Genomic DNA, 14343 nt, shown 5'->3' on the forward strand with positions numbered 1-14343 from the left:
AGCGGTGACAACGTTCACACCGCCACCGTCGATGACGGCAAGGAATGGGGCCGCGAAAGTGAACTGGCCTACACCGTGCAGAGCGGTGTGCTGAAAAGCCGGAATGTGAAATGGCGTAACTCGACGATGCGCCGGGATTACAGCACCAATGAATTCGATGAGAACCGGTTGATCGTCAGCTATCCGATCGGTTTGTTGTAAAAGCTGAATATGGATGGAGGCTGTACCACCGTCATCGCGAGCAAGCTCGCTCCCACAGGGAATTGGCGGTGGGCGCAGATTCAATGGCCGCTGGAGATCAGTGTGGGAGCGAGCCTGCTCGCGAAGACGACGGCACATTCAGTATCTTCGAAAACTGACACACCGCTTTCGCGAGCAAGGGCTCCCACAGGAATCGAGGTATGTCCTAACCCCGCGATTCGACACCCAGCTCATCCCAGACGGATTCGGCCAGGTGGAAGGTGGCATTGGCCGCCGGAATGCCGCAGTAAATGGCGCTCTGCATGATCACTTCCTTGATCTCGCTGCGGCTTACGCCATTGTTGGCGGCGGCGCGCAGGTGCAGCTTGAGCTCTTCATTGCGGTTCATGCCGATCAGCATGGCGATAGTAATCAGGCTGCGGGTATGGCGCGGCAGGCCCGGGCGGGTCCAGATGTCGCCCCAGGCGTGGCGGGTGATCATCTCCTGGAATTCGCTGTTGAACTCGGTCAGGGCATTGAGGCTGCGATCGACATGGGCATCGCCCAGCACCGCGCGGCGTACTTGCATGCCTTCGTCGTAACGTTGTTTCTCGTCCACAGGAAACTCCTCAGGCACGGCCAGAATCAAGCAGGAAATCCAAGACCCGCGCACTGAACGCAGCACCGGCCTGGACGTTGGACAGGTGCGCGGCATGGAACTCGGCGTACTCGGCGCCATTGACGCGCTCTTGGATAAAGTGCCCACCCGACGGTGGCGTCACCGCATCTTCGGTGCCGGCGATCACCAGCAGCGGCACGCGAATCGATGATAACTGCTCGCGAAAATCGGCATCACGCACCGCCGCGCAGTTGGCGGCATAACCCTGGGGCGAGGTCGCGGCCAGCATCTCAGTGATTTTTTTTGCCGTCGCAGGCTGGGCCTCGGCAAAGTCGGGGGTAAACCAGCGGGCAATCGACGCATCGCGCAACGCCACCATCGCATCCTTGCCGTCACGCAGCACGGTTTCGATGCGCGGGTTCCACATCGACGGGTCGCCGATCTTGGCCGCGGTGTTGCACACCACCAGTTTGTGCAAGCGTTCACTGGCATTGATGCCCAGCCATTGACCGATCAAGCCCCCCATCGACAAGCCGCAGAAATGCACCTTGTCGATCTTCAACTGATCAAGCATCGCCAGCACATCGCGACCCAGCTGTTCAATGCTGTAGGGGCCTTCGGTCACCAGCGACTGGCCATGACCACGGGTGTCGAAACGCAGCACGCGAAAATGTTCGCTGAAGGCCGGGATCTGCTCATCCCACATGTGCAGGTCGGTGCCCAGGGAGTTGGAGAGCACCAGCACCGGGGCGTCTTGCGGCCCGTCCAATCGGTAGTTCAGATCGCCCTCGGCGAGTTTGACGAATCCCACAACAATCTCCTTTCAGGCATTCAAGGCAAGGTGTTCGGCCACGGCTCGGGCAACCCAGGTCTGGGCCTGGCCGAGGTAGTGGGCCGGGTCGAGCAGATGGTCGAGCTCGGTGGCGGATAACTGCGCGTTGACCTGGGGTTCGTCTCCCAGCACAGCGCGCAAATGCCGCTGTTCGGCCACGGCGCGCTTGCAGCATTGCTCCAGCAGATGATGGGCGGTGTCACGGCCAACCCGCTGGGCCAGGACGCTGCTCACCGCTTCGGCCAGCACCAACCCCTGGGTCAGTTCCAGGTTGCGGGCCATGCGCGCCGTGTCCACTTCCAGCCCTTCGGCCAGCAGTCGCGCCTGTTGCAAGGCGCCGGAGACCAGGCAGCAGATCTCCGGCAGGGTTTCCCATTCGGCGTGCCACAGGCCCAGGCTGCGCTCGTGTTCCTGAGGCATGGCGCTGAACAGCGTCGACAACAGGCCAGGCACTCGTGTCGCCGCGCCGATCAGCACCGCCGCGCCCACCGGGTTGCGCTTGTGCGGCATCGTCGACGAACCGCCCTTGCCCGGTGCAGAAGGTTCGAAGGCTTCACCGGCCTCGGTCTGCATCAACAGGCTGATGTCGCGCCCCAATTTGCCCAGGCTGCCGGCGATCAACCCTAGCACCGCGCCGAACTCCACCAGGCGATCGCGCTGGGTGTGCCACGGTTGCTCCGGCAGGTTCAGTTGCAACTCGGCGGCCAGGGCTTCGGCGACCGGCAGCGCCTGTTCCCCCAAGGCGGCGAGCGTTCCGGAGGCGCCGCCGAATTGCAGCACCAGCAAACGCGGCGTGAGTTCCCGCAAGCGTTGGCGACTGCGGGTGATCGCCCCCAGCCAACCGGCGATCTTCATGCCCAGGGTTACCGGGGTTGCGTGTTGCAACCAGGTGCGCCCGGCCAGCGGTGTGGCGGCGTAGCGTTCGGCTTGTCGGGCCAGGGTCGCGGCCAGTTGCGCCAGCTCTGCCTCGATCAAGTCCAACGCTCGGCGCAGTTGCAGCACCAATCCGCTGTCCATCACGTCCTGGCTGGTGGCGCCCAGGTGCACGTAGCGTTCGGCCTCGGCGCTCTCGGTGGCGATGCGCTTGCCCAATGCCTTCACCAGCGGGATCGCCGAGTTGCCGGCACTGGCAATCGCTTCGCTCAACGCGCCAAAGTCGTACAACTGGGCACGGCAGGCGTTCTCGATCGGCGCCACCGCGGCCTGGGGGATCAATCCCACTCGCGCTTGGGCCCGGGCCAATGCGGCCTCGACGTCCAGCATGGCCTGCACCCGCCCTGCATCGCAGAACACCTCGCGCATGTCGCGGGCGGTGAAGTAGGCATCGAACAGCTGATTGCCCGGTCGTTCGCTCATAAACAGTCCTTCGAAAAATGGATGCCTTTGGCCAGAGATCGCTCCCGCTTGAGTGCGAAGCGCTCACAAGATAGGGCTGCTGCGCAGCCCAGCGGGAGCAAGCTCCCTCGCCACAATGAATCTAACGGGCCTTCGGTTCACCACTCACAGGTCATGGTGCAAATACGCCGGCTGCTTGGGCAGGCGCAGGCTGAACAGGAACGCCACCCCCATCATCACCGTGACATACCAATAAAAGGCGTTTTCCATGCCCTGGGCCTTCAGGCTCAAGGCGACGTATTCGGCCGATCCGCCAAAAATCGCATTGGCCACCGCGTAAGCCAACCCTACTCCCAGTGCCCGCACTTCAGGTGGAAACATTTCGGCTTTCACCAGGCCGCTGATGGAGGTATAGAAACTGACGATCGCCAGCGCCAACGTAATCAGGACAAACGCCAGGAACGGGCTGCTGATGCTTTTGAGCGTCAACAGGATCGGCACCGTGCACAACGCTCCCAGGCCACCGAACCAAAGCATGGAGTTACGCCGGCCGATCTTGTCCGCCAGCATGCCGAACAGCGGTTGCATGCACATATAGAGGAACAGCGCGCCGGTCATGATGTAGCTGGCGGTCTTGGCATGCAGGCCCGCGGTGTTCACCAGGTATTTCTGCATGTAGGTGGTGAAGGTGTAGAAAATCAGCGAACCACCGGCGGTGTAGCCGAGCACGGTGATAAACGCCGCCTTGTGGTCGCGAAACAGCGCGGCGATGCTGCCGGCGTCCTTGTTCTCGCGCATTTCCTTGCTGCTGGTTTCTTTCAGGGAACGCCGCAGGAGCAGGGAAATCAACGCCGCCGCGGCGCCTACCACGAACGGAATTCGCCAACCGTAGGCACGCAGTTCGTCCTCGTTGAGAAACTGTTGCAGGACCACCACCAGCGACACCGCCAGCAGCTGCCCGCCAATCAGCGTCACGTACTGGAACGAGGCGAAAAAGCCGCGCTGGCCCTTGAGGGCCACTTCGCTCATGTAGGTGGCGGTAGTGCCGTATTCGCCGCCCACCGACAGGCCTTGCAGCAAGCGCGCGAACAACAGCAGCACCGGCGCCCAGACGCCGATGTCCTTGTAGGTGGGCAGGCAGGCGATGAGCAACGAGCCGAAGCACATCATCAGCACCGAGATCATCATCGAATTCTTGCGCCCGTGGCGATCCGCCACCCGACCGAAAATCCAACCGCCGATGGGCCGCATCAGGAACCCGGCGGCGAACACACCGGCCGTGTTGACCAGTTGCACCGTCGGGTTGTCCGAGGGGAAGAACGCCGGCGCGAAATAAATCGCACAGAATGCATAGACGTAGAAGTCGAACCATTCGACCAGGTTGCCGGATGAAGCACCGACGATGGCGAAGATGCGCTTGCTGCGTTCTTCACCGGTGTAGTGGCTGATTGGGATGGTCATGGGTTATTCACTCGTTGGGGGCTGACGAAGTCTAGACACACTTCGTAACACTCCCGTTCCACAAACAGTTTTTCGACGTGTAGTGCCTGTACTGCGGCCATCGCGAGCAAGCTCGGTCCCACAGGGTTGCATCTTCTCTGTGGCGAGGGAGCTTGCTCCCGCTGGCTTGCGCCCGTAGGAGCTGTCGAGCGAAGCGAGGCTGCGATCTTTTCCCAATCACTCGAGTTTCAAGTGAAAGATCAAAAGATCGCAGGCTTCGCCAGCTCCTACAAAGCCGAGCGGGAGCAAGCTCCCTCGCCACAAAATCGCCCATCACTCAGTAATCGAAGAACACCGTCTCGGCGTCCGTGCCCTGCAGGATCACGTTCCACTGGTACACGCCCGACGCATCGGGCTTGGCGACGAGGGTGCCGCGGCGCTCCTCGGGCACGCAGGCCAACAGCGGGTCAGCTTCGTTGGCCTGCTCGCCGTCAAAGTAGATGCGTGTCAGCAAATGCTTGACCAGCCCACGTGCGAACACCAGCACGACCAGATGCGGCGCCTGGGTCGCACCGCCCAGCCCTGGCACAGTGCCCGGCTTGATGGTGGCGAAGCGGAAGCGCCCTTCGGCATCCACCGGCACTCGACCGAAGCCCTCGAAGTGCGGGTCCAGGGGCTTGTCCTGGTCGTCTTCCGGGTGGGCGTATTTGCCGGCGGCGTTGGCCTGCCAGACTTCCAGCATCGCGTCGTTGACGAACTGGCCATTACCGTCGACCACCTGCCCGGTGATTGCCACACGTTGGCCAAGGGTTTGGGCAACGGTCAGGTCTTCGCGGTTCAGCCAGGTCAGGCCGATGTGGTAGTAAGGGCCAACGGTATGGGACGTGGGGGCGGCGAGCGTCATCTTATTTCTCCATCGGCGTGGCATCGCGGCCGCGCAAGACGATGTCCCAGCGGTAACCGAGGGCGTAGTGAGGGACGGTTTTTTCCAGGTCGAACCGGGCGATCAGGCGCTCCTTGGCGCGGGTGTCCGGCACGCAGTTGTAGATCGGGTCGTATTCCAGCAAGGGATCGCCCGGGAAATACATCTGCGTCACCAGGCGCGTCAGGATGCTCGGCCCGAACAGTGAGAAATGGATATGCGCCGGGCGCCAGGCGTTGTGATGGTTGCCCCACGGATAAGCGCCGGGCTTGATGGTCTGGAACTGATACCAGCCGTCGGCATCGGTCACGGTGCGACCGGTGCCGGTGAAGTTCGGGTCCAGCGGCGCGTCATGGTCGTCACGGTCATGGTTATAGCGGCCGGCGGCGTTGGCCTGCCAGATTTCCACCAGGATGCCGGACACCGGCTGGCCGTGCTCATCCAGCACCCGCCCGTGAATAATGATCCGCTCCCCCAGTGGCTCGCCGGCATGCTGGGCGGTCAGGTCGTGGTCCTTTTCCTGCAAGCGGTCGGCGCCTACCGTCGGGCCGGTAATTTCCGACAGCGAATGGGGCAGGAACACCAACGGCTTGGACGGCGAGCGCAGGTTGGTGGACTGGTAAGGCGGGTGCAGATACTCCGGCTGGGTGCCCGCTTGGGGGCGACGATAACCAGGCTTGTCAGTCATGAAGCATTCCTCGGTTTTCTTATTAGTAGAGCGACGCGTCAGACGCGTTCGATGGCCAATGCCAGACCCTGGCCGACGCCGACGCACATGGTCGCCAGGCCTTTCTTGCCGCCGGTCTTTTCCAAATGGTGCAACGCCGTCATCACCAAGCGCGCCCCGCTCATGCCCAGTGGATGGCCGAGGGCGATAGCGCCGCCGTTCGGGTTGACCTGCGGCGCATCGTCCGCCAGCCCCAAGTCCCGCAGCACCGCCAGGCCCTGGCTGGCAAAGGCTTCATTGAGTTCGATCACATCGAAATCCGCGACCGCCAGGCCCAGGCGTTCAGTGAGCTTGCGCACTGCCGGCACCGGGCCAATGCCCATCACCCGTGGCGCGACGCCGGCGCTGGCCATGCCCAACACTTTGCCCCGAGGCGTCAGGCCATGTTTTTTCACCGCTTCGGCCGACGCCAGGATCAAGGCGGCCGCGCCGTCGTTGACACCCGAAGCGTTGCCGGCGGTGACGGTCTTGTCAGGGCCATTGACCGGTTTGAGTTTGCCCAAGGTTTCCAGCGTGGTGTCGGCGCGCGGGTGCTCGTCCTGTTCGACCACGGTTTCGCCTTTTTTATGAGTGATGCGCACCGGCACGATTTCTTCGGCGAAAAAACCTGCCGCCTGGGCCGCCGCCGTTCGCTGTTGGCTGCGCAAGGCGAAAGCGTCCTGGTCGGCGCGGGACACGGCGTAGTCATCGGCCACGTTATCGGCAGTCTGCGGCATCGCGTCCACGCCGTACTGGGCTTTCATCAATGGGATGATGAAACGCCAGCCGATGGTGGTGTCTTCCAGCTTCATGTTGCGGGAAAACGCGGCGTCGGCCTTGCCCATCACGAACGGCGCCCGAGACATCGACTCCACGCCGCCAGCGATGGCCAGTTCCATCTCGCCGCTGGCAATGGCGCGGAACGCGGTGCCGATGGCGTCCATGCCCGAGGCGCAAAGGCGATTGAGGGTCACGCCGGGAATGCTTTCCGGCAGGCCCGCCAACAACAGCGCCATGCGCGCCACGTTGCGGTTGTCTTCGCCGGCCTGGTTGGCACAGCCGAGGAACACCTCATCCACCGCATTCCAGTCCACCGATGGATTGCGTTCCATCAGCGCCTTGATCGGCACAGCGGCCAGGTCATCGGCGCGCACGGCAGACAAACCGCCGCCAAACCGACCGATCGGGGTTCGAATCGCATCACAGATATACACGTCGCGCATCAAGCTTCTCCCGGTGCCTGGCCGTGGGCCGCCGCGGTGCGAGCTTCCAGGTCGCGCAGTGCGCGCAACTCCCCCTCGGTCGGCTCGGCGGTGGTTTGCACCTGGTCGGCGAAACGAATCGCCCACCCGGTGGCCGCAATGACTTGCTCGCGGGTCACGCCGGGGTGCAGCGCGGTGACCACGAATTCATGGCTGCCGGCTTCCGGTTCCATGATGCACAAATCGGTGATGATGCCCACGGGCCCCGCCCCCGGCAGGCCAAGACGCTTGCGCGAATCACCGCCTTCGCCATGGCCCACCGAGGTGATGAAATCCAGCTTGTCGACAAACGAACGCGCCGACTGCTTGAGGATGATCAACACGCTTTTGGCGGAACCGGCGATTTCCGGCGCGCCACCGGCACCCGGCAAGCGGACTTTCGGCTGATGGTAGTCGCCCACCACCGTGGTGTTGATGTTGCCAAAACGGTCGACCTGGGCCGCGCCAAGGAAACCGACATCGATACGCCCGCCCTGCAGCCAGTAGCGAAAAATCTCACCGGTCGGTACGACAGTGTCCGCGGTTTCCGCCAGCTCACCGTCGCCGATGGACAGCGGCAGTACGCTGGGCTTGGCACCGATCGGACCCGATTCGTAGATCAGCACGACGTCCGGCGACGAGGTCAGCCGCGCCAGGTTGGCCGCTTTCGACGGCAGGCCGATGCCGACGAAGCACACGGCATTGTTCTTCAAGCGACGCGCAGCGGCGACGGTCATCATTTCGTTGGTGGAGTAGTTCATGGTTTCACCTGCGAAGCGGCTGCCAGCCGGGCCTGGAATTCACTGAAGTCTCGAGTGCCGTGAATGTATTCGTTGATCCATGCGGTAAAGGTCTCACGGTCCCGGGCGATCGGGTCCCACGCCTGGTAGAAACGGTTGTCACGCTCGGTGTAGCCGTGGGCGTAGGACGGATGGGCACCGCCGGGGACATGGCACACGGCGCTCAACGCCCAGGTCGGCAGCACGCAGGCGTTCATCGGCGCGTTCAGGTCATCGACGATTTCTTCCACTGTGACGATGCAACGCTTGGCGGCCAGGGCAGCTTCTTTCTGCACACCGAGGATGCCCCATAGCAACACGTTGCCCTTGCGGTCGGCTTTCTGGGCATGGATCACCGTGACGTCCGGGCGCACCGAAGGCACGGCGGCCAGGACTTCACCGGTGAAGGGACAGGTCACGCTCTTGATCAGCGGGTTGACCTTCGGCAGGTCAGAACCGGCGTAGGCCCGCAACACTGCGAACGGCAGGCCGGAAGCGCCAGCGACGTAGGCATTGGCCAGGTCGGCGTGGCTGTGTTCCTCGATCTCCAGCGGGTGTGGCCATTGTTTCTCCACGGCATCGCGCAAGCGGTGCAACGACCCGACGCCAGGGTTGCCGCCCCAGGAGAAAATCAACTTGCGAGCACAACCGGCGCCGATCAACTGGTCATAGATCAGGTCAGGCGTCATGCGCACCAGGGTCAGATCGTTCTTGCCCTGACGAATGATTTCATGACCCGCCGCCGTAGGAATCAGGTGAGTGAAGCCTTCGAGCGCGACGGTATCGCCGTCATTGACGAATTGCTTCACCGCGTCGTGCAGCGAAAGGATTTCAGCCATGGGGCAGGCTCCCGTTATCCAGTAGACCGACATGAAGAAAAAGGCGCGAGGTTAAGCGCCGGAGTGACTGAAGATTAAGCTTCGGGATGACGGCAAAACAATCCGATAATCGACTGAGTGTTCGTTTATCGAACAGATTGTTGTTTGGCTATCGATTTGCCCTCACATCGAAAACAGGTGGAACCCGTGGCGAGGGAGCTTGCTCCCGCTGGGCTGCGTAGCAGCCCTAATATAGAGGGCCGCTTCGCGCCCCAGCGGGAGCAAGCTCCCTCGCCACAGGTGTGGACTCAGGGTTTCGTGCAGGTGAACAGCTCAGGTCGCATCCGCATGACTGACCATGCCCTTGATCACCACCGCCGTGGTCGCCAGCGCCGCAGGAATAACCAGCGCCGTCAGGACCTGTTCAAAGTTCCAGCCCAGCCCCAGCAGTGTGGCGCCCATCCAGGCGCCGAGGATCGCGCCGAAACGACCGATGCCCAGCATCCACGAGACCCCGGTGGCCCGGCCCTGGGTCGGGTAGAAACGCGCCGCCAGGGAAGGCATCGCCGATTGCGCGCCGTTGACACACATGCCGGCCACCAGCACCAGGGTGGCGAGCACGGTGATGTTGCCCAGGCTCTGCCCCACCGCGTAGGCAAACACCCCGGCCATCAGATAGAAAAGGCCGATGACCTTGTGCGGATTGAATCGGTCCATCGCCCAACCGACAAACACAGCGCTCAATACGCCGCCGAATTCAAACAACGCGCCGATAAACGCGGCATGTTCCATGCTCGCGCCGCTGTCGCGCATCAAGGTCGGCAGCCAACTGGTCAACAGGTAGACAATCACCAGGCCCATGAAATAGGTCAGCCACAGCAGCAAGGTGCCGGCGCTGTAGGTGCCGGAGAAAATCACCGCCAGCACGTTGCGGGCCTTGACGGTTTTCTGTTCCGGTACGCTGAAGCTCGCCGCTTGGGCAACCGTGTGCGGCTCGATCGGCGCCAGGGTCTTGCGCACTTTATCGGTGCCGCGATTGCGCACCACCAGGTAACGCGCCGACTCCGGCAGCCAGAACAGCAACACGACCGCCAGGATCAACGGCAGCACCCCGCCGATCAGCAGCAGGCTGTGCCAACCGAAGGCCGGGATCAACTTGGCGGAGATGAACCCGCCGCCCGCCATGCCCAGGTTGAAGCCACAGAACATACTAGTCACCAACAGCGATTTCTTGCGTTCCGGGGTGTACTCCGAGAGCAAAGTGGTGGCGTTCGGCATCCCGGCGCCCAAGCCCAGGCCGGTCAAGAACCGCAATACCAGCAATTGATCGACGTTGGTGCTGTAGGCCGAGGCCAGGCTGAACGCGCCGAACAGCACGACCGCGCCCACCAGTACGACTTTTCGCCCGAAGCGGTCAGCCAACGGCCCTGAACCCAGTGCGCCGCACCCCATGCCGATCAGCGCGGCACTCATTACCGGGCCGAGGCTGGCGCGATCGATGCCCCAATCCTGGGACAACGCCGGGGCGATGAAACCCATCGCGGCCGTATCGAGGCCGTCGAGGAATACAATCAGGAAACACAGAATCACCACCCGCCACTGATAACGCGATATGGGCTGGGTATTGATGAAGGACTGCACATCGAGGCAATTGCCTACGGAGATCTGGGGCTGGTTCATTTTATTTTTATTCCAAGCGAAAAACGCAGGCGGACGAACGGAGACCCGGCGACACACGCCGGATGACGCTGCGCGACATTAATGAGGCCGGGCAAATACCGTCAATTCATCGCCGCCGACTGTGTGCGTTTATCGAACAGCTTAAGTGAACAGCTGCGCGCTCAGGTCGCGACTGGCCCCCAGCAGGCCAGGCAGGAAGCGTTGCTCCAGCTCATTGCGGCTGACCCGCCCGGCATGGGTACTGACGTTTAGCGCGGCCACTACTTGACCGGAAGCGTCGTACACCGGTACGGCAATCGAACGCAGACCCTGTTCCAGTTCCTGGTCGACGATGCACCAGCCCTGCTGCCGCACCTGTTGCAGGCACTCGAGCAAAGCCTCAGGTGTGTGCAAGGTGCGGCTGGTCTTGGCCTGCAGGTCGGCGTGGTCGAGGTAGTCGCGCAACGACGCATCATCCAGGGCCGCCAGGAGAATCCTGCCCATGGAGGTGCAATAGGCTGGCAGGCGCCCGCCCACCGAAAGGTCCACCGAAATCAGGCGCTGGGTGGTCGCGGAGCGGGCGATATAGAGAATGTCGTCGCCTTCGAGCGTGGCCATGTTGCAGGCTTCGTGCAGTTGCTCGCTCATGCGGTCCAGGTACGGCTGGGCAGAAACGGCCAAGGGTGTGGAAGACAGATAGGCGTGACCGAGGGTCAACACTTTGGGCAGCAGCGAATAGGTGCGCCCGTCCGTGGTGGCGTAGCCCAGCTTGATCAAGGTATGCAGGCAACGCCTGACAGCGGCGCGGGGAATTTCCGTGCGGTGGCTGATCTGGGCGATGGTCAGGTGCCGCTTGCGTTCCTGGAAGGCCTGGACCACGGCCAAACCGCGAGCCAAGGACGTCATGAAGTCGGGGTTACCAGTCAAGGCCTGGATCCGCTTGGCCGGCGAGGCGACGATCGGTGGCGCGACGGAAGTGAAGGCATTGCGCAATTGGTCGTTCATGTTTGATCCTTCCCCGGGAATGACGGCTATTCAAGCGGCTGCCCGATGGGCAAGCAAGGGCCGCCGGCCGAGAACGTTCGATTATCGAACCGTCGACCGATAATCGCAATCGGGTCAGCTATCGAATGGCTCCCGCTGCGAACACCGTTGAGTTAAGTTGCAGGAAACAATGATTTTGTCTGGCGTGAAGGCGTGGGCCAATTGAACTTGTCGGCGTGAATGGCATCTGGATAGCGGTACTCGCCGACCTTTTTGCACGCGGTGATACAAGTTGCACATACAAACATGAGTTCACACAACAACAGCACCTTTTAATTTTCCCGATAGTGTTATTCGGCTGGGCCGCTATAATGCAAAACAGTGACGGTACGGCCAATCGACCGTTCCCGTACGCAGGCGCCGTGGTCATTACCCTGGTGCCCGAAGCGCCGTTATGGTCGCTTCCCCTGTTTGGCAACAACGCGAAGCCCTGATGCTACGTCAGCTGTCAGCTCTGGTGCCGTGGCCGTCTGCATGTCCACATGCAGTGCGTATCACCAGATTCAACTTCAATTAATTTAGGTAAAACTGTGACGAAAGACGAACTGCGCGCGGAACTTGAGCGCCAGGAACAACGTTACAAGGAAGTTTACGGCGGGGAAGTCACCACCTACGCCGCGCAACCTGAACCGGAACGCAAACCCTGGCGTAAGCGCGCCACCGTTCAGGACCAGGCCTTCACCCAAGAACTCCAGAAAATGGAAAAGGAACTCAAAGCCGAAGAGCAGTGCCGCTCAGCGCCCGAGGTTCCTGTGAAGAGGTTTCCGGCCGCCACCCAGGCTGGAATCCGTAGCGCACGCCCGCCATGAGCGGGCCGCCATCCGCTCCTGCCCGACGGTCGGGAAGGGTCATGGCCGACCTCCTTTTCAGAAATTTCATACAACCGCTCACGGCATCATTCAGCTTGCCGTGATCCTGGCCAAGTGTGCTTTGCGCCCCTGATTCAAAGGGTTACGCAACCCGCGGCAAACCTGGCGCTTGGGGCTGTCCTACAATTATTTTCGTTGAAGAATGTTACCGATGAGCAGGCAGTGCATCGATTACCGAGGTTTTCTGGCATAATCGCGCCCCCTTATGACCGGGTCAGAAAACCTTCATGATCGATTTATTCAGCGGACTGGATGCTTGGGTGCTTGTGAGCCTCTTGCTCGCCCTGGCTTTTGTCCTCGCCTTCGAGTTCATCAACGGCTTTCATGACACCGCTAACGCGGTTGCCACTGTTATCTACACCAAAGCCATGCCGCCTCACCTGGCGGTGTTCTTTTCCGGTGTGTTCAACTTTCTCGGTGTGTTGCTGGGCGGCGTGGGGGTGGCGTACGCCATCGTTCACCTGTTGCCCGTGGAGCTGCTGATCAATGTGAACACCGGACACGGGCTGGCCATGGTGTTTTCGCTGCTCGCAGCGGCCATCACCTGGAACCTGGGCACCTGGTACTTCGGTATCCCGGCATCCAGTTCCCACACATTGATCGGTTCGATCCTCGGCGTGGGTCTGGCCAACGCGCTGATCAACGATATCCCGTTGGCCGACGGGGTGAACTGGCAGAAGGCGATCGATATCGGCGCTTCCCTGGTGTTCTCGCCCATGGCCGGGTTCCTGATCGCCGCCCTGGTGCTGATCGGCCTGAAATGGTGGCGTCCGCTGTCGAAGATGCACAAGACGCCGGAACAGCGCCGCCAGATCGACGACAAGAAACACCCGCCGTTCTGGAACCGCCTGGTACTGGTGATCTCGGCCATGGCCGTCAGCTTTGTCCACGGTTCCAACGATGGCCAGAAAGGTATCGGCCTGATCATGCTGGTGCTGATCGGTATCGTGCCGGCGCAGTTCGTACTGGATCTGGGCAGCACCACCTACCAGATCGAGCGGACCCGTGACGCAACCTTGCACCTGAGCCAGTTCTACCAACGCAACCACGAGTCCCTGGGTGAATACCTGGCGCTGGGCAAAAGCGTGAACGGCGATCTGCCCGAGAAATTCCGCTGCACCCCGCAGCAGACCGAGCCGACCATCAATGCCCTGCTCGACACGCTCAAAGGCGTGGCGGACTACCATTCGCTGCCGTCGGAACGACGCATCGAGGTTCGTCGCTACCTGCTCTGCCTGGACGACACGGCGAAGAAGGTAGGCAAGTTGCCAGGCTTGGCAGCTCGCGAAAAAGATGACTTGAACAAGCTGCGCAAGGACCTGACCGCCACCACCGAGTACGCCCCGTTCTGGGTGATCCTGGCAGTCGCGCTGGCACTGGGCCTGGGCACCATGGTCGGCTGGAAGCGTGTGGTGCTGACCATCGGCGAGAAGATCGGCAAACAAGGCATGACCTATGCGCAAGGTATGTCGGCGCAGATCACCACCGCGTGCATGATCGGCGCGGCGAATATCTTCAGCCTGCCGGTTTCTACTACTCACGTGCTGTCTTCCGGCGTGGCGGGCACCATGGTCGCTAACAAGAGCGGCCTGCAAGGCGGCACCGTACGCACCATCCTGCTGGCCTGGGTACTGACCCTGCCAGCGACGGTGGCACTGTCGGCGGCGCTGTTCTGGCTGGCGTCCAAGGCCATCGGCAGCTGATTCCAGCGGCTCACAAAAAAGGTGCAACCCTTGCGGGTCGCACCTTTTTTTATGCCTAACACTGAGCAACTTGTGGGAGCGGGCTTGCTCGCGAAAGCGTCGGGTCAGCCACTGCATAGACTCTGTGATATACACATCTGAAGAAGCCGGCGAAGTGTATAGAGGAGCTCTCGCGGGGCGCCGTATCTGTTAATAA

At 61.8% G+C, this 14343-nt stretch carries 14 protein-coding genes and 1 pseudogene; 4 read left to right on the forward strand and 11 right to left on the reverse strand.

What is annotated here, in order from left to right; translation table 11 throughout:
• Positions 1–201: OprD family outer membrane porin (locus HGO40_RS28330; protein ID WP_250965735.1), on the forward strand; the 201-nt coding region annotated here is incomplete at its 5' end.
• 205 nt (positions 202–406) lie between these two features.
• Here HGO40_RS28330 and pcaC read toward each other — a convergent pair.
• From pcaC to pcaR, 11 genes are all read right to left on the reverse strand, one after another.
• Complete coding sequence (gene pcaC / locus HGO40_RS28335) at positions 407–799, reverse strand: 4-carboxymuconolactone decarboxylase (RefSeq protein WP_030142291.1); 393 nt, start codon at positions 797–799, stop codon at positions 407–409.
• Between the two features lie 10 nt (positions 800–809).
• Entirely contained in the window at positions 810–1610 is an 801-nt protein-coding gene (pcaD, locus tag HGO40_RS28340) for a 3-oxoadipate enol-lactonase (protein ID WP_250965736.1), read from the reverse strand.
• 12 nt (positions 1611–1622) lie between these two features.
• A complete protein-coding gene (locus HGO40_RS28345) occupies positions 1623–2987 on the reverse strand; it encodes a 3-carboxy-cis,cis-muconate cycloisomerase (RefSeq protein ID WP_250965737.1) in 1365 nt (454 codons plus the stop codon).
• A 144-nt stretch (positions 2988–3131) separates the two neighbouring features.
• Positions 3132–4427, reverse strand: a complete 1296-nt coding sequence (locus HGO40_RS28350; protein ID WP_250965738.1) for an MFS family transporter — start codon at positions 4425–4427, stop codon at positions 3132–3134.
• Between the two features lie 316 nt (positions 4428–4743).
• The gene (gene pcaG, locus HGO40_RS28355; RefSeq protein WP_250965739.1) at positions 4744–5310 is read right to left on the reverse strand and encodes a protocatechuate 3,4-dioxygenase subunit alpha; all 567 of its coding nucleotides are present in this window, start codon (positions 5308–5310) and stop codon (positions 4744–4746) included.
• Between the two features lies 1 nt (position 5311).
• Positions 5312–6016 (reverse strand): protocatechuate 3,4-dioxygenase subunit beta, encoded by a 705-nt coding sequence (pcaH, locus tag HGO40_RS28360; RefSeq protein ID WP_250965740.1) that lies wholly within the window; start codon positions 6014–6016, stop codon positions 5312–5314.
• 38 nt (positions 6017–6054) lie between these two features.
• On the reverse strand, positions 6055–7260 hold the full coding sequence (pcaF, locus tag HGO40_RS28365; RefSeq protein WP_250965741.1) for a 3-oxoadipyl-CoA thiolase: 1206 nt from the start codon (positions 7258–7260) through the stop codon (positions 6055–6057).
• Complete coding sequence (locus tag HGO40_RS28370; RefSeq protein WP_250965742.1) at positions 7257–8036, reverse strand: CoA-transferase subunit beta; 780 nt, start codon at positions 8034–8036, stop codon at positions 7257–7259. The genes pcaF and HGO40_RS28370 overlap by 4 nt, the downstream gene beginning before the upstream one ends.
• The gene (locus HGO40_RS28375; RefSeq protein WP_250965743.1) at positions 8033–8893 is read right to left on the reverse strand and encodes a CoA transferase subunit A; all 861 of its coding nucleotides are present in this window, start codon (positions 8891–8893) and stop codon (positions 8033–8035) included. Before HGO40_RS28375 ends, HGO40_RS28370 begins: the two co-directional genes overlap by 4 nt.
• A 312-nt stretch (positions 8894–9205) precedes the next feature.
• The gene (pcaK, locus tag HGO40_RS28380) at positions 9206–10552 is read right to left on the reverse strand and encodes a 4-hydroxybenzoate transporter PcaK (RefSeq protein ID WP_250965744.1); all 1347 of its coding nucleotides are present in this window, start codon (positions 10550–10552) and stop codon (positions 9206–9208) included.
• A gap of 141 nt (positions 10553–10693) precedes the next feature.
• The gene (pcaR, locus tag HGO40_RS28385; RefSeq protein WP_250965745.1) at positions 10694–11536 is read right to left on the reverse strand and encodes a pca regulon transcriptional regulator PcaR; all 843 of its coding nucleotides are present in this window, start codon (positions 11534–11536) and stop codon (positions 10694–10696) included.
• Between the two features lie 350 nt (positions 11537–11886).
• Between pcaR and HGO40_RS30590 the strand changes: the two genes are divergently transcribed.
• From HGO40_RS30590 to HGO40_RS28395, 3 genes and pseudogenes are all read left to right on the forward strand, one after another.
• A complete protein-coding gene (locus HGO40_RS30590; RefSeq protein WP_284739249.1) occupies positions 11887–12009 on the forward strand; it encodes a hypothetical protein in 123 nt (40 codons plus the stop codon).
• A 96-nt stretch (positions 12010–12105) separates the two neighbouring features.
• Positions 12106–12300, forward strand: a pseudogene (locus tag HGO40_RS28390) (hypothetical protein); the annotation flags it as partial.
• A 371-nt stretch (positions 12301–12671) separates the two neighbouring features.
• Positions 12672–14147 carry an inorganic phosphate transporter gene (locus tag HGO40_RS28395; RefSeq protein WP_250965746.1) on the forward strand — a complete coding sequence of 492 codons (1476 nt, stop codon included), beginning with the start codon at positions 12672–12674 and terminating at the stop codon, positions 14145–14147.
• The last annotated feature ends 196 nt before the right edge of the window (positions 14148–14343 follow it).

This window comes from Pseudomonas sp. CG7, assembly GCF_023701885.1.
GTDB lineage: Bacteria > Pseudomonadota > Gammaproteobacteria > Pseudomonadales > Pseudomonadaceae > Aquipseudomonas > Aquipseudomonas zanjanensis.